The sequence below is a fragment of the Bosea sp. F3-2 genome, from assembly GCF_008253865.1.
Lineage (GTDB): Bacteria > Pseudomonadota > Alphaproteobacteria > Rhizobiales > Beijerinckiaceae > Allobosea.
Genome location: NZ_CP042331.1, coordinates 4331725 through 4353522 on the forward strand (window position 1 = coordinate 4331725; position 21798 = coordinate 4353522).

Below are 21798 nucleotides of genomic sequence, written 5' to 3' on the forward strand. Positions count from 1 at the left end.
GGAGCGCGGGATGCACGCGCCCGCAAGATGACAGTGTCATGACGCAGCTCAGTCCCCGATCGCGACGCCCTCGCGCCGTCCGTCGGCACCCCCCAGGAAGCCTTCGGGCGTCTTGACGATGGCCTGGGTGCCGGAGGTCATCTCCAGCAGCCGGACCTCGTGGCCCTTCGCTTCCAGCGCGGCCTTCCAGGCCTCGGCCTCCGTGCCCTTCTCCAACTCGGTCGGGCCGTTGCGGCTGCCGAAATTGCCGAAATCCACCGCCTGCTGCGGGTCCATCTTCCAGTCGAGCAGCGCGACCAGGGTCTTGGCGACATAGCCGATGATCTGGCTGCCGCCGGGCGAGCCGACGACGGCATAGAGCCGGCCGAAGGCGTCGAAGACCAGCGTCGGCGCCATCGAGGAGCGCGGCCGCTTGCCTGGCTCGACGCGGTTGGCGACCGGCTTGCCGTCCTCCTCCGGCGCGAAGTTGAAATCGGTCAGCTCGTTGTTGAGCAGGAAGCCGCCCTTGGTCATCAGGCGCGCGCCGAAGCCGTCCTCGATCGTCGTGGTCATCGCAACCGCATTGCCGTCGGCATCGACGACCGAGATATGGCTGGTGCCGTTCTCGATGCCGTCCGCGGGGGCGAGAAGCTGCGCGCGCTTGTTCGGCGGATCGCCCGGCTTGGCCTTGCCCATCGACCGCTCCGGGCTGACGAGGCCGGCGCGGGAGCGGATATAGTCGCGGTCGATCAGGCCGCGCACGGGCACGCTGATGAAGGCGGGATCGGCGAGATAGAGCGCCCGGTCGGCGAAGGCGAGCCGGCCGGCTTCGCTGAACCAGTGCGCGGCCCCCGCGCCTGGACCGATCCGCCGGAGATCCTGCCCTTCGAGCACGCCGAGAATCTGCTGCACGGCGACGGCGCCCGAGCTTGGCGGACCCATGCCGCAAAGGCGCCAGATGCGGTAGCTGCCGCAGACCGGTTCGCGTTCCTCGACCTTGTAGGCGGCGAGGTCGGCGAGCGTCATATCGCCGGGGTTGGTGGGGTGGCCAGCGACGGTCGCGACGATGTCCTCGGCGATCGCGCCCTCATAGAAGGCTTTCGAGCCTTGCGCGGCGATCGCGCGCAGCGTGGTCGCGAAGGCCGGGTTCTTGAGGATGGTACCGACGGCCTTCGGCTTGCCGTCCGGTTCGTAGAAATAGGCGGCAGCGAGCGCGTTCTTGGGCAGATTGGTTTCACCGGCGAGCAGGCCATTGAGGCGAGGCGAGATGGCGAAGCCGTCCTCGGCCAGCTTCAGCGCCGGCGCCACGACATCGGCCCAAGGCAGCTTGCCCCAGCGGCGATGCGCCTCCTCCAGGAGCTTCAGCGTGCCGGGCACGCCGACCGAGCGGCCGCCGACGACGGCATCGACGAAGCGCATCGGCTTGTCGTCCTTGATGAAGCGATCCGGTTTGGCTGCGGCCGGCGCGGTCTCGCGGCCGTCGAGCGTCGTCACCTTGCGGGCGGTCTCCTCCCAATGGACGAAGAAGGCGCCGCCGCCGATGCCGGAGCTCTGCGGCTCGACCAGATTGAGCACGAGCTGGGTGGCGATGGCGGCATCGGTCGCGCTGCCGCCGGCACGCAGGATGTCACGGCCGGCTGCAGCAGCGAGCGGATTGGCGGCGGCGGCCATGAAACGCTGGGCCGTGCCGAGCGACTTGGCGCTGCGCCCTGTGGACGCCTCCGGTGCCGGGGCGAGCGGCTGAGCGGTCGCGATACTGGCGGTGAACAGGGCTAGGGTCAGGGGCAGAAGGAGGCGCATGGCTGATCTCCGAGGATGGCGGGCAGAATAGGCCATTCGTCGCGGTCTGCCAGCTTGGACCAGCGCGCCGTGGCAGGTAGAGTTCCGAATCGAGACCATTGTGACGTTGCCAAAAGGGGTTTTCGGCATGTCGTTTTCCGCCCATCTCCGCCGCCCACTTGCGTGGCTCGTGCTCGGCCTTGTCGGCATCGCGCTTGCCGGCTGCGGCTATAACAACGTGCCGACGCTGGAGGAGAAGGCGAAGGCGGCGTGGTCCGAGGTGCAGAACCAGTATCAGCGCCGGGCCGACCTGATTCCGAATCTCGTCGAGACGGTGAAGGGCTATGCCGCGCAGGAGCGTGACGTGCTGACCGCCGTGATCGAGGCCCGCGCCAAGGCGACGCAGGTCAAGGTCGATGCTTCGACCGTCAACGACCCGGTGAAGTTCAAGGAATTCCAGGACGCGCAGAATCAGCTCACCGGCGCGCTGGGGCGGCTGCTCGTCACCGTCGAACGCTATCCGGAGCTGAAGTCGAACCAGAACTTCCTCGCCCTGCAGTCGCAGCTCGAAGGCACCGAGAACCGGGTCGCGGTGGCGCGGCGCGACTACATCCAGGCCGTGCAGACCTTCAACACCGAGATCCGCACCTTCCCGGGCGTGATCTGGGCGAAGCTGTTCTGGGGCGCCAAGCCGATGGAGACCTTCACGGCCACGACGGGCGCCGAGCGGCCACCCGCGGTGAAGTTCTGAGGGACGACGACCTTGCCGGAAGAGACGAGGGGAACCCCTCTCCCGGTTGGGAGAGGGGCAGGGGTGAGGGACGGCCGGCAAACCAGCCGGGCGCTGCTCACTGCGCTGCTTCGGTTTTTTCGTAACCGGCCTTCACCGCACCCCTGCCCCTCACTGATCTCGGGCTTGTCCGAGATCAGCTCTTTGGGTTTCGAAGTCGGCAACAGCCGACTTCGATGCAGGAGCGGGAGTCCGCGCTGCGTTTCCCTGCTGATCGTCTTCCTGTTCTGCGCCCTGCCGGCTTTCGCCGCCGAACCGTCCTATCCCGCCCTGTCCGGGCGGGTCGTCGACGGCGCCAACCTGCTCGCCCCCGATGTCCGGCAGCGGATCGAGGACAAGCTCAAGGCCCATGAAGACAAGACCTCCGATCAGGTCGTCGTCGCGACGGTGCCGTCGCTTCAGGACGTCCCGATCGAGGATTTCGCCAATGGCCTCTTCCGACACTGGAAGCTCGGCGAGAAAGCCAAGAACAACGGCGTGCTGCTGATCGTCGCGCCGAAGGAGCGCAAGGTCCGCATCGAGGTCGGCTACGGCCTCGAAGGGGCGCTGACCGACGCGCTCTCCAAGGTCATCATCACCACTGCGATTGCGCCGAAGTTCAAGACCGGGGATTTCGCCGGCGGCATCGAGGCGGGCGTCGATGCTGTCGTGACCATCCTGGCCGGCGATGCCGAGGAATGGCAGCGCCGCGCCGAAGTGCGCTCGGACGAGAGCACGATGGCGGAGGATATCGCGGTTATCATCGCCATGCTCTTCATCTTCCTGTTCATCGTTGCCTTCCTACGCAGCGTGAGCCGGCAGGGCGGAGCGCGGCGTCATCGCCTGCGCAACGGACAATGGGTGATCCTGCCCCCAAGCTCGGGCTCCGGATCCGGCTGGGGCAGCGGTTCCGGCTGGAGCGGCGGCGGAGGTGGCTGGAGCTCGGGCGGCGGGTTTTCGGGTGGCGGAGGCTCCTCCGGCGGGGGCGGGGCTTCGGGAGACTGGTGATGGATGCCGCTGACAGGGATGCGATCGCGGAGGCCGTGCGCCGGGCCGAATTGCAGACGGCAGGCGAGATCGTGGTCGTGATCGAGCGGGCAGCTTCGAGCTATCGCAACATCCCGGTGGTCATGGCGCTCACGCTCGCGCTGTTCGTGCCGTGGCCGCTGCTGTCGCTGACGGCGATGAGCGCCCAGCGCATCTTCATGATCCAGCTTTTCTGCGCCGCCCTGCTGCTGGCAGGGCTCCTTTGGTATGGGCGCGGCGGACGTTTCGTGCCGGGCTTCGTCAAGCGACGGCGGGCGCATGAGGCGGCGCTGCGGGAGTTCACGGCGCGCGGCCTGGCACGGACCAAGGGACGTACCGGCGTGCTGCTCTATATCGCGCTGCAGGAGCGCTATGCCGAAATCCTCGCCGATACCGGGATCGACGGCCTTGTCGAGCAGGACACCTGGGGCGGCATCATCGAGCCGCTGCTGGCGGCTGCGCGCGAGGACAGGCTGACCGAAGGGCTGATCAAGGCGGTCGACGGCGTTGGCGCGGTGCTCGCGCAGCACGTTCCGCCGGTTCCCGGCGATGTCGACGAGCTGCCGAACAAGGTCATCCTGCTCTGAGGAACCGTCTCGGCAGGAGGTTCAGAGCATTTCCGCGCTTCTTCGAAACGCAGAAATGCTCTAGGTCTTTGTTTTATCGCATTTTCTTCACGCGAACCGGTGTCCACTTCGCTCGAAAATGCTCTAGCGCGTCGCCGGCCCCTTGGCAGCGGCCAGGATGGCGCCCGGCATCATGTAGCCGTGCTTGCCCGGCCGGTCGGCCTGGATGACGACGACATAGCCGTCGGCCTCCGGCGCCTGCGTCGCGGCCAGCGGAGCGGTGACGGTCATCTCCTTGCCGTTCCAGTCGCCGACACGGACCATGCCGCGCACCACATTGGCGTAGGTCAGCGTCTTGCCCTGGTTCTCGCCGCGGGTGATCGGCACGGTCGCCTCATGCGTCGTGGGCAACACCCAGACGCCCGCCGCTTCGTCGGTTGCAGCCGCGGTCGGCGCGATAGCGATCTGGAGGCTGCCGTTCTCCTCCTTCAGCGCGAGCTTCGCGGCGAAGCCGGTGGCGGCGAACTGGTTGACCGCCTTCTCGATCTCCGCCTTCTCCGAGCCGACCGCATGGGAAGAGCCGCTGATGACGATCTGCGGTGTGTAGACCTGCCCGTCGCCGCGAGCCTTGGCGTAGAGCTTCTGTCGCCTCGCGAAGGAATCCTTGCCGAGCGTGTCCTTCCAGCCGAGATAGTCCCAATAGGTCACCGGCAGCGTCAGCGCGATCAGCGTCGGGTCCTTGGCCAGCTCGAGGACCAGCGCATCGGCTGGCGGGCAAGACGAGCAACCCTGGCTGGTAAAGAGCTCGAGCACCGCCCTGGGTGACTTCGCCGCCGTCTGCGCGAGGGCCGTCGTCACGCCGAACACGAGGGCGGCGGCAGTCACAGCGGATTGGCGCAGGACAGGGAGCATGATCTCGACTTTGAAGACGACTTATTTTCCGAGGGTTACCAAAGCCAGCAATTCATCGAAGAGGGAAATCACGTTGCCTTGAAAACGGGCATGGTCGCGCGGGCGTGATCGAACTCGGCCAGCGCGGCGGCCGGGATCATCTTGGGGCGCCAGCGGCGGTGCATCCAGAGCCATTGCTCGGGATATTCGCGTACCCAGCCCTCGACCACAGCCGTCATCATCGCCATGGCGCCCTGAACGTCGATTTCGCCATTGGCGTCGCGGGGCAGGTCGAGCGGCGGCGTCAGCTCCAGCCGGAAGCGATGGTTCGGCAGTCGGATGACGCGGACGCCATGAACCGGACATTCGAAGCGGCGTGCGAACTTGCCCAAGATCGGGTTGGTCAATGCCGGACGTCCGAAGAACGGCACGACGACGCCCCGGGTGAAATGCTGGTCGATCAGCATGCCGAGATGGCCGCCATTCTCGAGCACGCCCTGCATGGCGAAGGCCGCTCCCTGCTTGGCAGCCGCAAGGCCGCCCATTGTGCCGGAGCGGATCTCGTGCACGACGGCGGCGATCGCCGGGTCGTTGGGGGCGCGGAAGACGGCCGTCGTCTCGAGATCGTAGGCGGCGGCGCAGATCGCCGGCAGTTCCCAGTTGGCGAGATGGGTCGAGAAGATCAGGCCGGGCTTCTCGTCATCCTTGAGCGCAATGAAGTGCTCGATGCCCTTGACCTCGATGCGCGAAGGCTTGTCGGGATTGTGGTAGTCGTAGTCGAACAGCGTCTTGAGATGCGCGTATTCGCCTGCGACGCGGCCGAGATTCTCCCACGCGCCGCGAGCGATGCGTTTCACCTCCGCCTCGCCTTTCTCGGGAAAGGCGGCGCGGATGTTGGCGAGGGCGACGCGGTTGACCGGGATGACCGGGCTTGCCGTGCGCAGCAGCCAGCCGCCGAGATTGCTGGCACGTTCCGGCCCGAGCAGGCGCAGGAAGCCAAACAAGGCCCGGATCACGCCAATCATCACCGCCGCGCCGGCGCGCGCGGCGATTGCCTTCAATCGTCTCAAGGTCGGTCCAGCCTCAATCGCCCGTGCCGAGAGCAAGACCGGGCCTGAAAGGCGCGATCTGGGGCAGGAATGCGCCGACGTCAAGTCTTGTGCCGGAGGAGGGCGGCTCGCTCAGAAGGCGATGACGACCTTGCCGAAGACCTGGCGGCCCTCGATGCGGGCGAGGCCCTTCTCGAATTCGGCGAGGGGGAAGACCGAATCGATCACCGGCTTCATGCCGCCGGCCATCTTCTCCAGGGACTGCGCGATGTTCTCGATGCGGCAGCCGAAGGAGCCGGTGATCCGGTATTGCTGCTGGAAGAGCTGCATCAGGTTGATCGTGGCCGAGGGGCCGGAGGTCGCGCCGCAGGTGACCAGTCTTCCGCCGCGCTTCAGGCAGAGCAGCGAGCCGTTCCAGGTGTCGGCGCCGACATGCTCGAAGACGACATCGACGCCCTTGCGACCGGTGAGCTTGCGCACCACGCCTTCGAAGCGGTCCTCGCGGTAGTTGATGACGTGGTCGGCGCCGAGCGCCTTGGCCTTGGCGCCCTTCTCGTCGTCGCCGACCGTCGTGTAGACCGTGCAGCCGATCGCCTTGGCCATCAGGATCGCGGCGGTACCGATACCGGAGCCACCGGCGTGGACCAGCACCGACTCGCCCGGCTCCAGCCTGGCGTTATCGAACAGCATGTGCTGGACCGTGCCGAAGCCGATCGGTGCGCAGGCGGCATCCTCGAAGGAGACGCCCTTCGGCGCCTTGATCGTCAGCCGCGCCGGACGGTTGAGCAATTCGCGCGCGAAGCCGTCGATATGAAAGCCCATGATGCCGGCGACGTTCTCGCAGAGATTGTCGCGGCCGTCGCGGCAGGCCTTGCACTGGCCGCAGGTGTCGGCGCCATAGGCGGTGACGACATCGCCAGGCGCGAAACCCTCGACGCCTTCGCCGACGCAGACGATCTCACCTGCGGCCTCGACGCCGGCCGCTTGCGGCATCTTGCGCTTGGCGAAGGCCATGCCGCGGAAGCCCCAGAGGTCGAGATAGTTCAGCGCCACCGCCTTGATGCGGATCTGCACCTCGCCCGGAGCGGGTGGCGGCGGCGGTTCGATCTCCTCGAGACGGAGGTCACGGTCGCCATGGAGCTGGAGGGAACGCATGAGAAAATTATGTCTTCCGAGGCTACCCGGTCATGGCCGGGACGTAAGAGATGCAGTTCGGGGTCGACGCGGCATCGCGGAATTCACCGGCGGCGTCAACTTTGTTGATCGCGATCGTGCAGCTTCCGGAAAATGGCCTCGATCTCTTCATCTGTCGCAAACTCGCCGCGATCTGCTTCAGCAATGCCTTCGCGAATCCTCGCAACGTCCGAGGCGTTCAGCTGGACATAGTCTTCGATGGCTCTCGCGATAACCCACGCGGGCGAGCGATGCATGTCCGTTGCCAGCCTGGTCAACCGATCGGCAAGGGTGGCTTCCACCTCGATCGTGATATCCACTGTCGAACCCTCCCCGTCATTGCGAGCATAGCGAAGCAATCCAGGCTCGTAGAACTCTACGTCCCCCTGGATTGCTTCGCTATGCTCGCAATGACGGAATGACGAGTCGAAATCAGCGATGAACGCCAAGCTGGGCGGTCAGGCCGCCATCGATCGGCAGCACGGTGCCGCTGATATAGGCGGCGGGCTCGCTCATCAGGAAGGCGGCGAGGCCGGCGACTTCCTCGGGCTTCGCGAAGCGTCCGGCTGGGATCTGGCCCTGCATCTTGTCGCGATAGGCGGCGTAGGGCGCCATCATGTCGGTGTCGACGAAGCCCGGCGCGATCACGTTGACGGTAACGCCGCGCTTGCCGGTCTCGACCGCGAGCGTCTTGGCATAGGAGATCAGCGCGCCCTTGGAGGCGGCGTAGGCTGCGTTGCCGGGGTTGCCGCGCAGCGCCGCGACCGAGCCGATCGCGACGATGCGGCCGGCGCGGGCGCGGATCATGTTGCGCATCAGGCTCTTGGCGAGGCGGGTGAAGGCCCAGAAATTGACCTGCATCGCGGCTTCAGCCTTCGCCTGATCCATCATCGCGGCAAGCGAATCATAGGGCTGGCCGGCATTGTGGATGAGGCCGAAATAGCTCTCGCCCTCGCGCTCTTCGCAGAATGCATCGAGCGCGGCCTTGTCGGAGAGGTCGAGCGGCAGCGCCATCACGGCGCGGCCGGGATGCGCCGCGGCGATCTCTTCGGCAAGCGCCTTCGCCTGTTCGGCGGAGGAGCGGAAGGTGAAGTCGACATCGTGGCCGGCGGCGGCCAGCGCGCGCACGATCGCGGCGCCGACACCCTTGGCGCCGCCGGTGACGAGGATCTTGGTCATGCCGCCTCCGGGGGGGCCGTCAGCACGAGGCAGGTGTTCTGGCCGCCGAAGCCGAAGGAGTTGGAGAGAATCGTCTTCACCTTGGCCTTGCGGGCCTCGTTCGGCACGACATCAAGCGTGATGGCCGGATCCGGATTCGCGTAGTTGATCGTCGGCGGAATCGTGCCGTTGGCGATGGTAAGGAAGGAGATCACCGCCTCGACCGCGCCGGCGGCCGTCAAGGTGTGGCCGATCATCGACTTGTTCGAGGAGATCGGCAGCTTGGCCATGCGCTCGCCGAAGACGGCGGCGCAGCTCATCGCCTCCATCTTGTCGTTCTCGGGCGTCGAGGTGCCGTGGGCGTTGATGTAGTCGACATCGTCGGGCGTCAGGCCGGCATCGGCCAGCGCATCCTGCATGGCGAGGATGGCGGGCTTGCCGTCCGGGCTCGAGCGTGTGCGGTGAAAGCCGTCGCCGCGCTCGCCGCAGCCCGCGACGATGCCGAGGATGGTGGCGCCGCGCGCCAGCGCGTGGTCGTAATCCTCCAGCACCAGCGCGCCGGCGCCCTCGCCCATGACGAAGCCGTCGCGATTCTTCGAGAAGGGCTTGGCGGCGCCTTCCGGCGGGTCGTTCTGGGTCGAAAGGGCCGAGAGCAGCGAGAAGCGGATCAGCGCCTCGGCATGGATCGAGCCGTCGGTGCCAATGCAGAGTGCAGCCTGCGTCTCGCCACGACGGATCGCCTCGACGCCCATCTGAATCGCGGTCGCGCCCGAGGAGCAGGCGGTCGAGAGTGAGATCGGCGAGCCCTTGGTGCCGAAGCGGTCGGCGATATGGTCAGCGACGCCGCCGAAGACGAAGAGCTCGTGCATCGCCGCAAACTTGCGGGTCGCGGCAGCGCGCAGCAGGCCGTCATAGTCGACCTCGCCATCGACGGCCTGGGCGAGTTCCTGCTTCTGCGGCCATTCCATCTCGACGGGCGGGACGGCCATGAACAGCTCGCCGGGGAAGTCGCCATCCGGTCCGATGCCGCTCTGGCCGACCGCTTCTTCAGCGGCGAGGGTCGCGAGCTTCTCGGAGAGCTGGGGGGCGGTGAAGGGGCCGTCGAAGAGGAAGTCGACCGTGCCGCCGATGGTGGTCCGCAGCCCTTCGGTCGGGAAGCGCTCGATGCGGTGGATGCCGGACTGGCCGGCGGTCAGCGCCTGCCAGTTGGCGTCCTTGCCTTGGCCCAGTGACGTAACGACGCCGAGGCCGGTGACGGCGACGAGCGGACGGCCCTTGGCATCACGATGCGTGGTCATGGCTTCAACCTCTCACGCTTGAACCAGATGCGCGGCGCCCTCGCCACGCCAGTGGCCGGCGCCGGTGACGATTGCTTCCTTCGCCTGGCCGGCTGACAGGGCGATTGCCGCCAGCGCCACCGAAACAGGGAAGGCGGCCTCGACGCCATGGCCGACGAGATCGCCGGCGGCGATGCGTTTGGCGGAGGGAGCCGCCGCCTTCAGCGCTGCCGCCTCCTCGGCCGTAATGCCAGCGCAGCCGGTCGCGGCGGAGATGGCAAGACTGTCGGGGCCGATCGCGCCGAAGGCACCGACGAGCTTCGTCAAGGCGGACTCGACGGTGCCCGGCGCGCGGCGGCTGCGGGCAGCGCCTGCATGGCTGAGCTTCGCATAGGCCTTGGCGCCGCGTGCCGCGGCGCGCTCGGCCGATTCCAGCACGAGGAAGGCGCCGGCGCTGCCGGTGATCAGGCCCGGCGCGTCCTCGCGCTCGAACACGGGCGCAAAGCTGTCGCGGCGCAGATAGCCACCGAGCTCGAAGAGCAGCAGCATGTCGCGGCGCTCGGCATTGTAGGCGCCGCCGACGAGCATCAGATCCGACTGGCCGGAGGCGATGCGGGCGTGCGCCGTGCGGATCGCGTCGACGCCGGCCTGCTCCTCGCCCATGAAGGTGCGCGAGGGGCCGGTGACGCCGTGGACGATGGCGATATTGCCGGCGAGCAGATTGGAAAGCTGGGCCAGGAAGAGCGTGGGGCGGAGATCGCCCATCAAGTGCTCGTTGAGATAGGCGCCGGGCTCGTTCGCGCCGCGCAGACCGCTGAGGATGGCGGAATCGACGGCATGGTCGCGCTCGCCGCCACCGGCCGCGACGATGACCTGCAGGGCGCTCTTGGCCTCGGCATCATCCTTCAACCCGGCGGAATCGAGAGCGAGCCCGGCGGCATAGACGCCGAGGCGCTGCCAGGGCTCCATCTGGCGCTGGTCGGATTTCTTCGGGATCTGGCGGTCCAGCTCCAGCGCAAGGAGCGGATGGACCGGATAGGGCTCGAAGCTCTCGGTGTCGACGACCGGCGTGCCGCCGGCGGCGAGTGCCGCGGCGTGGGCCTCGATGCCTTCGCCGAGGCTGGAGGCGATGCCGATGCCGGTGATGACCACGTCCCGACGGTTCATCGTCATATCGCTCATGGAGCAGGCTCCGGCTGCAGGCCGATGGCTTCGATGCGCCGCTGCATGAGCGCGCGCATATCGGCGGGGAAGGGCATCAGGCGGAAGCGCAGCTCCGCATCGCAGATCGGCTTGCCGTTGCTCGTCAGCTTCGCCTTCGTCGCCGCGTAGCCCGAACCCTCGATCACGAGCTCGGCGCTGGCTTCCAGCTCGGCGTTAGGCTCGACGAAGCTGCGGAAGCGCGCCTTGTCGACCGTCATCAGGAATGGCATCTGCGAGAGCCCGTTGAGGCCGAGCAGCAAATAGCCCGAGGCCTGCGCCATGGTTTCGGTCAGGAGCACGCCGGGCACCAGCGGATGGCCCGGAAAGTGGCCCTCGAAAACCGGGCTTTCGGCGGGGACGGTGGAGCGTGTGACGATACGCTTCTGCGACGGATCGAAGGTCACGACCCGGTCGATCATGTCGAAATATTCGAGACGCATGCGATCCTTGGTCTGCTGGGCGCCAGAACGGCGCGAGGCCGCGGCGCGGATCGGAGGATCCGCGCAACGGCCCCTATGCTCTATCGGGCGCGGCGCTTCGGCTCAAGCCCGGCAATCCCGGTGGCTTCGGCCGGAGCTTTCACGCTTTCGTCGTCACGCCTTCTTGGCGGCGACGAGGTCGTCGATGCGCTTGCAGAGGTTCTCGAGCACGAAATACTGCTCGGCCGGAGCCTTGCCCTCGTTGACTTCCTGCGTCCACTGCTCGAGCGGCAGCTTGATGCCGAACGCCTTGTCGATCGCGAAGGCGATGTCGAGGAAGGCGAGGGAATCGATGCCGAGGTCGTCGATCGCGTGGCTCTGCGGTGTGATCTTCTCGCGCGGAATATCGCAGGTTTCGGAAATGATGCCGGCGACCGTCTCGAACGTGGCGGACATGCTGCGGGTGCTCCCGTCTGTTGTCGGTGATGGCGGACGACATCCGAGCGCGGGATGTCGCCTGCGCCTGCCCCTAGTCGCCACCGAGGATGACTGAAACGCCCCCTTACACTGCGGCGGGCGCGAGGACAACCGGGGTGGGTCCTCAATGCATCATGGCCGGCTTGCGCCGGCCATGACCCGTTTTGGTGCTGTTATCCCGTTCAGGCGGCGAGGCCGCGCAGGACGTAGTGCAGGATGCCGGCGTTCTTGAAGTAGTCGATCTCGTCCAGCGTATCGATGCGGCAGAGGATCGGCACCTTCTTCATCGAGCCGTCGGCATAGGTGATCTCGGCTTCCATCATCTGGCGCGGCTTGACGTTGGCCAGACCCTTGATGGTGACGAGCTCGTCGCCCTTGAGGTCGAGCGAGGCCCAGCTGGTACCTTCCGCCAGGGTGAAGGGCACAACACCCATGCCGACCAGGTTCGAGCGATGGATGCGCTCGAAGCTCTGGGCGATCACCGCCTTGACGCCGAGCAGGTTGGTGCCCTTCGCCGCCCAGTCGCGCGACGAGCCGTTGCCGTATTCGACGCCGGCGAAGATGACGAGCGGGACATTCTCCTGCTTGTACTTCATCGCCGCGTCGTAGATCGGCAGCTCTTCCTTCGATGGGTAGTGGATGGTGTAGCCGCCCTCGCGGCCGTTCGGACCGAGCATGTGGTTGCGGATGCGGATGTTGGCGAAGGTGCCCCGCATCATCACCTCATGGTTGCCGCGGCGCGTGCCGTACTGGTTGAAGTCGGCGACCGCGACGCCGTTCTCCGTCAGATATTGACCGGCGGGCGAGGCAGCCTTGATCGAACCGGCCGGAGAGATGTGGTCGGTGGTGATCTTGTCGCCGAACAGGCCGAGGACGCGGGCACCGGCGATGTCGGTGACGGGATCGGGCTTCTGGTGCATGCCCTGGAAATAGGGCGGGTTCTGCACATAGGTCGAATCGTCGTCCCAGGCGTAGGTCTCGCTCTTGGGCGCGTCGACCGCCTGCCAGTGCGCGTCGCCCTTGAAGACGTCGGCGTACTTCTCCTCGAACATCGCGCGGGTGACGTTCTGCTGGATGAAGCTCTGGATCTCCTTGTTGGAGGGCCAGATGTCCTTCAGGTAGACGTCCTTGCCGTCCGAACCCGTGCCGAGCGGCTGCGTCGTCAGGTCCATCTGGACGGAGCCGGCGAGCGCGTAGGCGACGACCAGCGGCGGCGAGGCGAGGTAGTTCGCCTGCACGTCCGGCGAGACGCGGCCTTCGAAGTTGCGGTTGCCGGAGATGACGGCGCCCGCGATCAGGCCCTTCTCGTTGATGGTCTTCGAGATCGGCGCCGGCAGCGGGCCGGAATTGCCGATGCAGGTGGTGCAGCCGAAGCCGACCAGGTTGAAGCCGAGCTTGTCGAGATCGGTCTGCAGGCCCGCCTTCGCCAGATACTCCGCCACGACCTGCGAGCCGGGCGCCAGCGAGGTCTTGACCCAGGGCTTGACCTTGAGGCCCTTGGCGTTCGCGTTGCGGGCGAGCAGGCCGGCCGCCATCAGCACCGAGGGGTTCGAGGTGTTGGTGCAGGAGGTGATGGCGGCGATGACGACGTCACCATGGCCGAGGTCGAAGTCCTCGCCTTCAACCGGCACGCGGCGCGAAAGCTCGCCCCCCTTCTTGTAGTCGTTCTCCATGGCGGCGGCGAAGCCGGCCTTGACGGCGGAGAGATCGACGCGGCCTTCCGGACGCTTCGGGCCGGCCATCGACGGCTGCACCGTCGAGAGATCGAGCTCGAGCGTGTCGGTGAAGACTGGATCGGCGGTCTCGCGGGTGGCGAACAGCCCTTGCGCCTTGGTGTAGGCCTCGACCAGCGCAATGCGCTCCGACTTGCGGCCGGTGGTCGTCAGGTAGTCGAGCGTCTCGGCATCGACCGGGAAGAAGCCGCAGGTGGCGCCGTATTCCGGGCCCATATTGGCGATGGTCGCGCGGTCGGCCAGCGTCAGGTTGTAGAGACCGGGGCCGAAGAACTCGACGAACTTGCCGACGACGCCCTTCTTGCGCAGCATCTGGGTGACGGTCAGCACCAGGTCGGTGGCGGTGATGCCTTCCTTGAGCGAGCCGGTCAGCTTGAAGCCGATCACCTCCGGCAGCAGCATCGACTGCGGCTGGCCGAGCATCGCGGCTTCCGCCTCGATGCCGCCGACGCCCCAGCCGAGAACGGCGAGGCCGTTGACCATGGTGGTGTGCGAGTCGGTGCCGACGAGCGTGTCGGGATAGGCGACCTCGACCTCGGCGCCGTCGATCGTCTCGTTGCGGGTCCAGACGGTCTGGGCGAGGTATTCGAGGTTGACCTGGTGGCAGATGCCGGTGCCGGGCGGCACGACGCGGAAATTGTCGAAGGCGCCCTGGCCCCATTTCAGGAACTTGTAGCGTTCGGCGTTGCGCTGATATTCGAGCTCGACGTTCTTGGCGAAGGCCTTGGGCGAGCCGAACTCGTCGACGATGACCGAGTGGTCGATGACGAGATCGACCGGCACCAGCGGGTTGATCTTCTGCGGGTCGCCGCCGAGCGCCTTCACGCCGTCGCGCATCGCAGCGAGGTCGACGACCGCCGGAACGCCGGTGAAGTCCTGCATCAGCACGCGGGCCGGGCGGAAGCCGATCTCCTTGCCGGCCTTGCCCTTGTCGTCGAGCCAGCCGACGAAATTCTCGATGTCGGTCTTGGTGACCGAGCGGCCGTCCTCGAAGCGCAGCAGGTTCTCGAGCAGCACCTTCATCGAGAAGGGCAGCTTCGAGATGCCGGGCAGGCCGTTCTTCTCGGCGTCGGGGAGGGAATAATAGGTGTAGGTCTTGCCGCCGGCGGTGAGCGTCTTGCGGGCTTTGAAGGAGTCGAGCGAGGCCATTCGGGCTTGATCCTGATCAAGGGGTTGCGGTCGCGACCGGCTCGCCCTTGCGGACGGCGCCGTTCGAAGGCCTAATGCGCATGACGCGCGCGCCGCCTCGGGAGTGCCCGAGCCCCGCGCCGGATCGGCGTGCGGCGTAGCCGCGGGTTCTATAGAGCAATTCCAAGAAGCGCGCTAGATGAACGAAATGTGGTCGAACCTATCGGCGGCAGCGCTGCCTTGACGCAAGTTTCATTCCCGACGACGCGCCTTTTCGCCGAGAATCTCGCCTGCCGCCGCGGTGGCAGGCTGATCTTCGAAGGGCTGAGCTTCGAGCTTGGATCCGGCGAGGCGATCGCCCTGACCGGCCGCAACGGCGCCGGCAAGTCCAGCCTCATCGCCATGCTGTGCGGACGGCTGCGGCCGGATGGCGGCCTGATCCGTCTGGAGGGCGGCGAGGAGGAAGCCCATCTCGCCGAGGTTTCGCATCTCGTCGGCCATCGCGACGGGCTGAAGACGGCGCTGACGGCACGGGAAAACCTCGTCTTTGCGCAGTCTGTCCTCGGTGACGCGGCCCTAACGCCGGAAGGTGCGCTGGCGGTGGTGGGGCTTGCCCATGTGGCGGATCTGCCGGTTGGCTATCTGTCCGCTGGGCAGAGGCGGCGGGTTGCCTTGGCGCGGCTTCTGGTGTCGCGGCGCCCCTACTGGTTGCTCGACGAGCCGATGTCGGCGCTCGATAGCGCCTCGCAGCGCATGCTGATCGCCTTGATGCAGGAGCATCTCGCCGCGGGAGGAGCGATCCTTGCCGCGACCCATGGGCCGCTCGGCCTGGAAACGGCTCGCGAAATGAGGATTGGACCGTGAAGGAGTTCCGTTGGCTTCCGCGTCATTCCGGGCGATCGCAGGTCGACCCGGAATCCATCGGAGGGCTCCGGAGCCTTACGATGGATCCCGGATCTCCGCTTCGCTGCGTCCGGGATGACGGCGCGAGTGGGGTAGCGGGCGCGCGGCCATGACGGGTCCCTTCCTCGCCATCCTGAAACGCGACCTCGCTCTGGCTTCACGCGCCGGTGGCGGCGGAGAACTGGCGCTCGTCTTCTTCCTGACGCTCGTCGTGCTCGTGCCTTTCGCGCTCGGTCCCGATCTCAATCTGCTCTCGCGGATCGGTCCTGCAATCCTCTGGCTCGGCGCGCTGCTTTCGGTGCTGATCGGGCTCGACCGGTTGTTTCAGAGCGACGAGGAGGACGGTTCGCTCGACCTGATCCGGGCTTCGAGCTTGCCGCTCGAACTCGCCGTGCTGGCCAAGGGGCTGGCGCATTGGCTGACGACCGGCCTGCCGCTGGCGCTGGTCACGCCGCTGCTCGGCCTGCTGGTGGCTCTGCCCGGCGAGGGCGTGCTGCCGCTGGTCGCGACACTTCTCGTCGGCACTCCGGCGCTGAGCTTCATCGGGGCGGGCGGTGCGGCTCTGGCGGCGAGCCTCAGGCGCGGTGGGCTGATCGTGCCGGTGCTGGTCGCGCCGCTGACGGTGCCGGTGCTGATTTTCGGGGTTTCGGCGGCGAATGCGGCGCTGGGCGGCACCGTGCCGTTCCTGACACCTTTCCTGATCCTGTGTGCGATCTCGCTCGCGGCGATCGTCGTGGGGACGGTCGCTGCGGCCGCAGCCCTGCGTCAGGCCGACTGAATGCGGCCGCCTTTGGCTCCGACGAGCTCGACCGCGCAGCCGCATTGGGCGGCGAGGCGGGCGACTGTGGCGACAATTGCGTCGAGATCGACCTCGCCGGCATCATGTCGGCTGCGGATCTCTTCGGCCGTGGCGTAAAGGTCGATGACGAGAGACTGGCTGGCTTTCGAGCGGATCGTCTGCTCGACTTCGCGCTGGACCTCGTCGGATAGTTGAAGCCGCATCTTCATCCCCCGCATCCGGTGGGCAAGCTAGAGGATCGATCTACCGCTTGCAAGAACGGTGAGAAAAACTGCAACAGCTTCAATGTGATAACCATTAGCCGGCATCGTTTCGCAGGCGCTGGTCGAGGCGGAATCCAGTGGGCGCCTGGAATTGCGCCGGTCCGACAAAGGCTTGGATCGCGGAGCACCATCGCAGGGCACTCCGGTTCGTGATGTCGCAGCCAGGTCGGGCGCATTGCTTGGAACCCGTCGAGATTGCTAAAAGCTGGCGCCATGGCAATTAGCCCGAGATGACACCGCCAGCACGATGGCCAGCCTGATCGACCTCGCCAATCCGACGCGCTTCATGCGCTTCTCGGCTGCGTTGCTGCCTTGGCTCGCGGCCATTGCGGCGCTGCTCATCGTTGCCGGGCTCTACCTCGCCTGGTTCGCCGCTCCGGCGGACTACCAGCAGGGCGAGACGATCCGGATCATGTTCATCCATGTCCCGGCAGCCTGGCTCGCGATGATGTTCTACTCGATGATGGCGATCTCGGCGCTCGGCACGCTGGTCTGGCGTCATCCGCTCGCCGATGTCGCGCAGAAGGCGGCGGCACCGATCGGAGCCTGCTTCGCGCTGGTCTGCCTGATCACCGGCGCGCTCTGGGGCAAGCCGATGTGGGGCACTTACTGGGTCTGGGATGCGCGGCTGACCTCGGTGCTGGTGCTGCTGCTGATCTATCTCGGCATCATCGCGCTCTGGCGCGTGCTGGATGAGCCGTCGCGGGCCGCCCGTGCCGTGGCGATCCTGACGCTGGTGGGCTTCGTCAACGTGCCGATCATCAAATTCTCGGTCGATTGGTGGAACACGCTGCACCAGCCGGCCTCGGTGCTGCGCATGGGCGGGCCGACGATCCATTCCTCCATGCTGTGGCCGTTGCTGATCCTGGCGATTGGTTTCACGTTCTTCGCGCTTTCGCTGCACATGGTCGCGATGCGGGCCGAGATCATGCGCCGGCGCGTGCGGACGCTCACGATCCTCGAAGCAGAGCGGCTCGACCGGCTCGCGGCTCAAGGTCTGCCGGCATGAGCGGTCTCATGGACAGCATCGGGCCGCATGCCGGCTTCATCCTCGCCTCCTACGGGGCGGCGGCGCTCATCCTCGCCGGGCTGACGCTGGCGATCCTGCGCGATCACCGCGCCCAGAAACAGGCGCTCGACGCGCTGGAGCGCCGTGGCGCGGGTCGCCGTTCGGGCCGGGAGACGGCATGAGCCAGACCGAAACCGCCCCTCGGCGCCGTTCGCCCCTGCTGTTCCTGGTGCCGCTGATCATCTTCGGCGCGCTCGCCATCGTCTTCGGTATCGGGCTGTTCTCGGGCGATACGAGCAAGGTGCCGTCGGCACTGATCGGCCGTATCGCACCGACGATCACGCTCGCGCCGCTGGAAGGGCTGCAGCGCGACGGCGAGCCGGTTCCGGCCTTTGCCAATGCCGATCTCGCCAGTGGGCGCGCGACGCTGGTCAATGTCTTTGCGAGCTGGTGCGCGCCCTGCCGGGTCGAACATCCCGTGCTGATGGGCCTCGCCGAAACCGATGCGGTGAAGCAAGGCAAGGTCGCGCTGGTCGGAATGAACTACAAGGATGAGGCCGAGAATGCCCGCCGGTTCCTCGGCGCGCTCGGGAATCCGTTCTCGGCCGTCGGCGTCGATCGTGGCGGGCGGGCGGCGATCGAATGGGGCGTCTACGGCGTGCCCGAGACCTTCGTCATCGGGCCGGACGGGCGCATTCTCGAGAAGCATGTCGGCCCGCTCGATCAGCAGGCCGCAGCGAAGCTCCTGCAGCGGGCGCTGAAGGCTCGTTGATCACGGCGTCATGCCCGGGCTCGACCCGGGCATCTCATGCCGAAAAGGATGATCTATCTTGAAAGAGATGCTCGGGTCTGCGCTTCGCTTCGCCCGAGAATGACGAGTCTCAGGCCGCTTTGCGGCTGGTGACGAGGCTCTCGAACAGCCCGCGCCCATCGGTGCCGCCGACCAGCGAATCGACCAGATTTTCCGGATGTGGCATCAGGCCGAGCACGTTGAAGCCGGGCGAATAGATGCCGGCGATGTTGTTGAGGGAACCGTTGGGGTTCGCTTCCGGCGTGACGTTGCCCTGCGCATCCGCATAGCGGAAAGCGACGAGGCCCTCGCCTTCGAGGCGGGCCAGCGTCTCGCTATCGGCGATATAGTTGCCCTCGCCATGGGCGATGCAGACATCGATCGTCTGGCCCTTGGCATAGGCCCGGGTATAGGGCGTGTCGTTGCGCTCGACCTTGAGGTGCTGGCGCTTGCAGACGAATTTCAGATGGGCGTTGCGCACGAGGATGCCCGGCAGGAGCCCGGCCTCGCAGGCGATCTGGAAACCGTTGCAGATGCCGAGCACATAACCGCCGCGGGCGGCGTGCGCCCGGGTGGCGTCCATGATGTGGGCGCGGCCGGCGATGGCGCCGGTGCGCAGATAGTCGCCATAGGAGAAGCCGCCCGGCAGCACGACAAGGTCGACGCCCTTCGGCAGCTCGGTATCGCCATGCCAGACATGGGTGACTTCGGCGCCGGCTTGCTTCAGCGCCTTGGCGACGTCGCCGTCACGGTTGGAGCCCGGAAAGGTGATGACGGCGGCCTTCATGGTTCAGGCTCCGATCTCGACGCGGTAGTTCTCGATCACCGTATTGGCGAGCAGCTTCTCGCAGGCGGCCTTCAGTGACGCCTCGGCTGCAGCCTTGTCGGAACCCGAGAACTCGATGTCGAAGACCTTGCCCTGGCGCACGGAATCGACGCCGTCGATGCCGAGCGACTTGAGGGCGCCTTCGATCGCCTTGCCCTGCGGATCGAGCACGCCGTTCTTCAGGGTGACGGTGACGCGGGCTTTCATGGGGTTCTCCGGACGAGATTGTTGCGGGTGCCTTAGAGCATGTTCCGCAAAAATTGAAACCACTTTTGCGACCAGAACATGCTCAGCCTATCGATTCTGCGCGAATTCTCTTCGTTCGGCTGGATCCAGCCGAACGGAAAGCGCGCTGAGGAATCGGGGCCGGCTCAACCATTTCCAGCCGTTTCACGTGAATCAGCGGCTGCGCCAGGCGGCTTCAGCATCGTGCCGCGCGGCCTCGGCCGTATCGCTCACGCCGAGTGCGATCACAAGCCGGTTGGTCTCGCGGCCATAGAGAATGGCGGTCACGGCCTGGCGGCCCGGCGTGTCGAGCGAACGGATCGTGACGAGGATGCCGCGCCCTTCCGCCGAATCGAAGCTGGCGACATCGGTTGCGCTGCGGGCCGCCTTCGGCTCGGTCTTCTTTTTCTGGTTCCGCTGCGCCTTGCGGCGTTCGGCCGCTTTTGCGGCTGCCAGCCGGGCGAAGGCCTGTCCGAGAGAGGCCGGGCTTTCCGACAGAGCCCGTTCCATGTCCCAGGCCCGTTCGCCTTCGAGGGCGATCACCGCGGCAAAACCCTGCTGGACGCAGGTCTCGCGCGGGCAGAAGACCATCGCGCGGGCTTCAAGGCCGTCGTTCAGCACCCAGGAGCCGATCGGCAGCCGATGCCAGCCCGCGGATGCGGGCAATTCCGCGATTCCGGCACCGAACTGGTTTGCGCAGCCGGCAAGCAGGAGAACACCGGCGGCAAAAAGGGCCGCGACATGAAAACGGGAGCGCATGCGCTCCCGTTTCGGTGGCGATAATGGCCGGGCGATGGCGCTCACTGCACCAGGCGCGGGCCGGTCGGGCCGGGTTTCTCGTTCTCGCCGAGGATGCCGAGGCGGCGGGCGACCTCCGTATAGGCCTCGATCAGGCCGCCCATGTCGCGGCGGAAGCGGTCCTTGTCGAGCTTGTCCTTGGAGCGGATGTCCCAGAGCCGGCAGGAATCCGGGCTGATCTCGTCGGCGACGACGATCCGCATCATCTCACCTTCCCAGAGGCGGCCGGTCTCCATCTTGAAGTCGACGAGGCGGATGCCGGCGCCGAGGAAGAGGCCGGAGAGGAAGTCGTTGACGCGGATGGCGAGCGCCATGATGTCGTCGATCTCCTGCGGCGTCGCCCAGCCGAAGGCGGTGATGTGCTCTTCCGAGACCATCGGATCGCCGAGCGCGTCGTTCTTGTAATAGAACTCGATGATCGAGCGCGGCAGCTGCGTGCCCTCCTCGAGGCCCAGCCGGGTGGCGAGCGAGCCGGCGGCGACGTTGCGCACGACGACCTCGAGCGGGATGATCTCGACCTCGCGGATCAGTTGCTCGCGCATGTTCAGCCGGCGGATGAAATGCGTGGGCACGCCGATGTCGTTCAAGTTCGAGAAGATGTGCTCGGAGATGCGGTTGTTGAGCACGCCCTTGCCGTCGATCACTTCATGCTTCTTGGCATTGAAAGCGGTGGCGTCGTCCTTGAAATGCTGGATGAGCGTGCCGGGCTCGGGTCCTTCATAGAGGACCTTCGCCTTGCCTTCGTAGATGCGACGGCGGCGATTCATGGGGATGTACCGTGGCTTGAGGAAATCCAAAGGTCGGCCCTTCTCTGGACGCGATGCAGTCGCGGCGGGATCTTGGCCCCTGATCTTGTCGGTCCTGCCGCACGGCCCGGCGATCCGATCGGGATCGATCTTCGGGCCGGTGCAGACGCCAGTTACGCACGGGATGCCCGAGGGCACCCATGCGCCTGCTATATGGAGCGTCTCGGCCGTAAACGCAACAAAACGCCTTTCGGCGGCGCGAGAAGGCTTAAGCGGGGCTGAATCGGAGCAATCAGGCTGGTGTCGGCGCCCCGGCATCCTATATGATCAAATAGTGCTAATTCCCGCTCGCAAGAGGACATGGACGCCGCATGACGACCTTCGATCAGCGCAAGGACGCCTTCGAAAACAAGTTCGCCCTTGATGAGGAACTGCGCTTCAAGGCCAACGCCCGGCGCAACAAGCTTCTCGGCTTATGGGCAGCGGAGAAGCTCGGCAAGAGCGGCGCCGATGCCGAAGCCTATGCCAAGGCGGTCGTCGTCGCCGATTTCCAGGAAGCCGGCCACGAGGATGTGGTGCGCAAGGTCAAGAACGATTTCGCGTTGGCCAATATCAACACCTCCGACGCCGAGATCCGCACCGTGATGACCGAACTGCTGATCAAGGCGGCCGAGGATATCCAGGCCGGGCGCTGACGCATCCCGGCAGACGCAGGACGTCTCTGAAACGGGCGCATGGGCGCCTGTTTGCATTTCCGGGCCGCCCCGGTCCAACGTGCGCAAAGTCGCCGCTCCAACTGAAGGGCGGAGTTT

25 protein-coding genes are annotated in these 21798 nt (G+C 66.4%); 9 read left to right on the forward strand and 16 right to left on the reverse strand.

What is annotated here, in order from left to right:
• Positions 1–48: 48 nt before the first annotated feature.
• On the reverse strand, positions 49–1779 hold the full coding sequence (ggt, locus tag FQV39_RS19970; RefSeq protein ID WP_149131887.1) for a gamma-glutamyltransferase: 1731 nt from the start codon (positions 1777–1779) through the stop codon (positions 49–51).
• Positions 1780–1906: 127 nt separating this feature from the next.
• On the opposite strand from ggt, the gene FQV39_RS19975 reads away from it, so the two are divergent.
• The 3 genes from FQV39_RS19975 to FQV39_RS19985 all read left to right on the forward strand — a co-directional run bounded on the left by FQV39_RS19975 (position 1907) and on the right by FQV39_RS19985 (position 4140).
• Positions 1907–2509 (forward strand): LemA family protein, encoded by a 603-nt coding sequence (locus FQV39_RS19975; protein WP_149131888.1) that lies wholly within the window; start codon positions 1907–1909, stop codon positions 2507–2509.
• 246 nt (positions 2510–2755) lie between these two features.
• Positions 2756–3535, forward strand: coding sequence for a TPM domain-containing protein (locus FQV39_RS19980; protein ID WP_248313441.1), 780 nt, complete (start codon positions 2756–2758; stop codon positions 3533–3535).
• Entirely contained in the window at positions 3535–4140 is a 606-nt protein-coding gene (locus FQV39_RS19985; RefSeq protein WP_149131889.1) for a TPM domain-containing protein, read from the forward strand. Before FQV39_RS19980 ends, FQV39_RS19985 begins: the two co-directional genes overlap by 1 nt.
• A 123-nt stretch (positions 4141–4263) precedes the next feature.
• Here the strand turns inward: FQV39_RS19985 and FQV39_RS19990 are convergent, their stop codons facing one another.
• The 10 genes from FQV39_RS19990 to acnA form a co-directional block, all read right to left on the reverse strand.
• A complete protein-coding gene (locus FQV39_RS19990) occupies positions 4264–5031 on the reverse strand; it encodes a DUF1223 domain-containing protein (protein ID WP_149131890.1) in 768 nt (255 codons plus the stop codon).
• 68 nt (positions 5032–5099) lie between these two features.
• A complete protein-coding gene (locus FQV39_RS19995) occupies positions 5100–6080 on the reverse strand; it encodes a lipid A biosynthesis lauroyl acyltransferase (RefSeq protein ID WP_282570089.1) in 981 nt (326 codons plus the stop codon).
• Positions 6081–6191: 111 nt separating this feature from the next.
• On the reverse strand, positions 6192–7214 hold the full coding sequence (locus FQV39_RS20000) for a zinc-binding dehydrogenase (RefSeq protein ID WP_149131891.1): 1023 nt from the start codon (positions 7212–7214) through the stop codon (positions 6192–6194).
• 95 nt (positions 7215–7309) lie between these two features.
• Positions 7310–7552: a CopG family ribbon-helix-helix protein gene (locus FQV39_RS20005; RefSeq protein ID WP_149131892.1), complete on the reverse strand. Its 243-nt coding sequence runs from the start codon at positions 7550–7552 to the stop codon at positions 7310–7312.
• A 112-nt stretch (positions 7553–7664) separates the two neighbouring features.
• Positions 7665–8411, reverse strand: coding sequence for an SDR family NAD(P)-dependent oxidoreductase (locus tag FQV39_RS20010; protein ID WP_149131893.1), 747 nt, complete (start codon positions 8409–8411; stop codon positions 7665–7667).
• Positions 8408–9688, reverse strand: a complete 1281-nt coding sequence (locus tag FQV39_RS20015) for a beta-ketoacyl-ACP synthase (RefSeq protein ID WP_149131894.1) — start codon at positions 9686–9688, stop codon at positions 8408–8410. Before FQV39_RS20015 ends, FQV39_RS20010 begins: the two co-directional genes overlap by 4 nt.
• Positions 9689–9700: 12 nt before the next feature.
• Positions 9701–10849, reverse strand: coding sequence for a beta-ketoacyl-ACP synthase (locus tag FQV39_RS20020; RefSeq protein ID WP_472840601.1), 1149 nt, complete (start codon positions 10847–10849; stop codon positions 9701–9703).
• On the reverse strand, positions 10846–11310 hold the full coding sequence (locus FQV39_RS20025) for a 3-hydroxyacyl-ACP dehydratase FabZ family protein (protein ID WP_149131895.1): 465 nt from the start codon (positions 11308–11310) through the stop codon (positions 10846–10848). The genes FQV39_RS20020 and FQV39_RS20025 overlap by 4 nt, the downstream gene beginning before the upstream one ends.
• 153 nt (positions 11311–11463) lie before the next feature.
• Positions 11464–11745: an acyl carrier protein gene (locus tag FQV39_RS20030; RefSeq protein ID WP_038358122.1), complete on the reverse strand. Its 282-nt coding sequence runs from the start codon at positions 11743–11745 to the stop codon at positions 11464–11466.
• Between the two features lie 203 nt (positions 11746–11948).
• A complete protein-coding gene (gene acnA, locus FQV39_RS20035) occupies positions 11949–14648 on the reverse strand; it encodes an aconitate hydratase AcnA (RefSeq protein WP_149131896.1) in 2700 nt (899 codons plus the stop codon).
• A 219-nt stretch (positions 14649–14867) separates the two neighbouring features.
• On the opposite strand from acnA, the gene ccmA reads away from it, so the two are divergent.
• Both ccmA and ccmB read left to right on the forward strand, forming a co-directional pair.
• Positions 14868–15491 (forward strand): heme ABC exporter ATP-binding protein CcmA, encoded by a 624-nt coding sequence (gene ccmA / locus FQV39_RS20040; protein ID WP_149131897.1) that lies wholly within the window; start codon positions 14868–14870, stop codon positions 15489–15491.
• Between the two features lie 148 nt (positions 15492–15639).
• Entirely contained in the window at positions 15640–16308 is a 669-nt protein-coding gene (gene ccmB, locus FQV39_RS20045; RefSeq protein ID WP_149131898.1) for a heme exporter protein CcmB, read from the forward strand.
• Here ccmB and FQV39_RS20050 read toward each other — a convergent pair.
• On the reverse strand, positions 16296–16538 hold the full coding sequence (locus tag FQV39_RS20050; protein WP_149131899.1) for a hypothetical protein: 243 nt from the start codon (positions 16536–16538) through the stop codon (positions 16296–16298). The two genes, ccmB and FQV39_RS20050, sit on opposite strands and share 13 nt — an antisense overlap.
• Before the next feature lie 301 nt (positions 16539–16839).
• On the opposite strand from FQV39_RS20050, the gene FQV39_RS20055 reads away from it, so the two are divergent.
• Genes FQV39_RS20055 through FQV39_RS20065 form a run of 3 tightly spaced genes read left to right on the forward strand, consistent with a single transcriptional unit; the run spans position 16840 to position 18373 of the window.
• Complete coding sequence (locus FQV39_RS20055; RefSeq protein WP_149131900.1) at positions 16840–17601, forward strand: heme ABC transporter permease; 762 nt, start codon at positions 16840–16842, stop codon at positions 17599–17601.
• On the forward strand, positions 17598–17783 hold the full coding sequence (gene ccmD / locus FQV39_RS20060; RefSeq protein ID WP_248313077.1) for a heme exporter protein CcmD: 186 nt from the start codon (positions 17598–17600) through the stop codon (positions 17781–17783). The genes FQV39_RS20055 and ccmD overlap by 4 nt, the downstream gene beginning before the upstream one ends.
• Positions 17780–18373: a DsbE family thiol:disulfide interchange protein gene (locus tag FQV39_RS20065; protein ID WP_149131901.1), complete on the forward strand. Its 594-nt coding sequence runs from the start codon at positions 17780–17782 to the stop codon at positions 18371–18373. Before ccmD ends, FQV39_RS20065 begins: the two co-directional genes overlap by 4 nt.
• A 109-nt stretch (positions 18374–18482) precedes the next feature.
• On the opposite strand, the gene purQ is transcribed toward FQV39_RS20065, so the two are convergent.
• The 4 genes from purQ to purC all read right to left on the reverse strand — a co-directional run bounded on the left by purQ (position 18483) and on the right by purC (position 21037).
• Positions 18483–19178: a phosphoribosylformylglycinamidine synthase subunit PurQ gene (purQ, locus tag FQV39_RS20070; RefSeq protein WP_149131902.1), complete on the reverse strand. Its 696-nt coding sequence runs from the start codon at positions 19176–19178 to the stop codon at positions 18483–18485.
• Positions 19179–19181: 3 nt separating this feature from the next.
• Entirely contained in the window at positions 19182–19424 is a 243-nt protein-coding gene (gene purS, locus FQV39_RS20075; protein WP_149131903.1) for a phosphoribosylformylglycinamidine synthase subunit PurS, read from the reverse strand.
• Between the two features lie 192 nt (positions 19425–19616).
• Positions 19617–20201 (reverse strand): hypothetical protein, encoded by a 585-nt coding sequence (locus FQV39_RS20080; RefSeq protein WP_149131904.1) that lies wholly within the window; start codon positions 20199–20201, stop codon positions 19617–19619.
• A gap of 41 nt (positions 20202–20242) precedes the next feature.
• Positions 20243–21037, reverse strand: a complete 795-nt coding sequence (gene purC / locus FQV39_RS20085; RefSeq protein WP_149131905.1) for a phosphoribosylaminoimidazolesuccinocarboxamide synthase — start codon at positions 21035–21037, stop codon at positions 20243–20245.
• Positions 21038–21357: 320 nt separating this feature from the next.
• On the opposite strand from purC, the gene FQV39_RS20090 reads away from it, so the two are divergent.
• On the forward strand, positions 21358–21681 hold the full coding sequence (locus tag FQV39_RS20090; RefSeq protein ID WP_149131906.1) for a DUF1476 domain-containing protein: 324 nt from the start codon (positions 21358–21360) through the stop codon (positions 21679–21681).
• Positions 21682–21798: the final 117 nt, after the last annotated feature.

Coding starts and splice junctions, on each gene's coding strand:
- FQV39_RS20010 (WP_149131893.1), bottom strand. CDS start 8,411: ATGACCAAGATCCTCGTCACCGGCGGCGCCAAGGGTGTCGGCGCCGCG.
- FQV39_RS19975 (WP_149131888.1), top strand. CDS start 1,907: ATGTCGTTTTCCGCCCATCTCCGCCGCCCACTTGCGTGGCTCGTGCTC.
- FQV39_RS20055 (WP_149131900.1), top strand. CDS start 16,840: ATGGCCAGCCTGATCGACCTCGCCAATCCGACGCGCTTCATGCGCTTC.
- ccmB (WP_149131898.1), top strand. CDS start 15,640: ATGACGGGTCCCTTCCTCGCCATCCTGAAACGCGACCTCGCTCTGGCT.
- acnA (WP_149131896.1), bottom strand. CDS start 14,648: ATGGCCTCGCTCGACTCCTTCAAAGCCCGCAAGACGCTCACCGCCGGC.
- FQV39_RS20050 (WP_149131899.1), bottom strand. CDS start 16,538: ATGAAGATGCGGCTTCAACTATCCGACGAGGTCCAGCGCGAAGTCGAG.
- FQV39_RS19990 (WP_149131890.1), bottom strand. CDS start 5,031: ATGCTCCCTGTCCTGCGCCAATCCGCTGTGACTGCCGCCGCCCTCGTG.
- FQV39_RS20030 (WP_038358122.1), bottom strand. CDS start 11,745: ATGTCCGCCACGTTCGAGACGGTCGCCGGCATCATTTCCGAAACCTGC.
- FQV39_RS19985 (WP_149131889.1), top strand. CDS start 3,535: ATGGATGCCGCTGACAGGGATGCGATCGCGGAGGCCGTGCGCCGGGCC.
- FQV39_RS20090 (WP_149131906.1), top strand. CDS start 21,358: ATGACGACCTTCGATCAGCGCAAGGACGCCTTCGAAAACAAGTTCGCC.
- FQV39_RS20000 (WP_149131891.1), bottom strand. CDS start 7,214: ATGCGTTCCCTCCAGCTCCATGGCGACCGTGACCTCCGTCTCGAGGAG.
- purQ (WP_149131902.1), bottom strand. CDS start 19,178: ATGAAGGCCGCCGTCATCACCTTTCCGGGCTCCAACCGTGACGGCGAC.
- FQV39_RS20025 (WP_149131895.1), bottom strand. CDS start 11,310: ATGCGTCTCGAATATTTCGACATGATCGACCGGGTCGTGACCTTCGAT.
- ggt (WP_149131887.1), bottom strand. CDS start 1,779: ATGCGCCTCCTTCTGCCCCTGACCCTAGCCCTGTTCACCGCCAGTATC.
- FQV39_RS20015 (WP_149131894.1), bottom strand. CDS start 9,688: ATGACCACGCATCGTGATGCCAAGGGCCGTCCGCTCGTCGCCGTCACC.
- FQV39_RS20065 (WP_149131901.1), top strand. CDS start 17,780: ATGAGCCAGACCGAAACCGCCCCTCGGCGCCGTTCGCCCCTGCTGTTC.
- purS (WP_149131903.1), bottom strand. CDS start 19,424: ATGAAAGCCCGCGTCACCGTCACCCTGAAGAACGGCGTGCTCGATCCG.
- FQV39_RS20080 (WP_149131904.1), bottom strand. CDS start 20,201: ATGCGCTCCCGTTTTCATGTCGCGGCCCTTTTTGCCGCCGGTGTTCTC.
- FQV39_RS20020 (WP_472840601.1), bottom strand. CDS start 10,849: ATGAGCGATATGACGATGAACCGTCGGGACGTGGTCATCACCGGCATC.
- ccmD (WP_248313077.1), top strand. CDS start 17,598: ATGAGCGGTCTCATGGACAGCATCGGGCCGCATGCCGGCTTCATCCTC.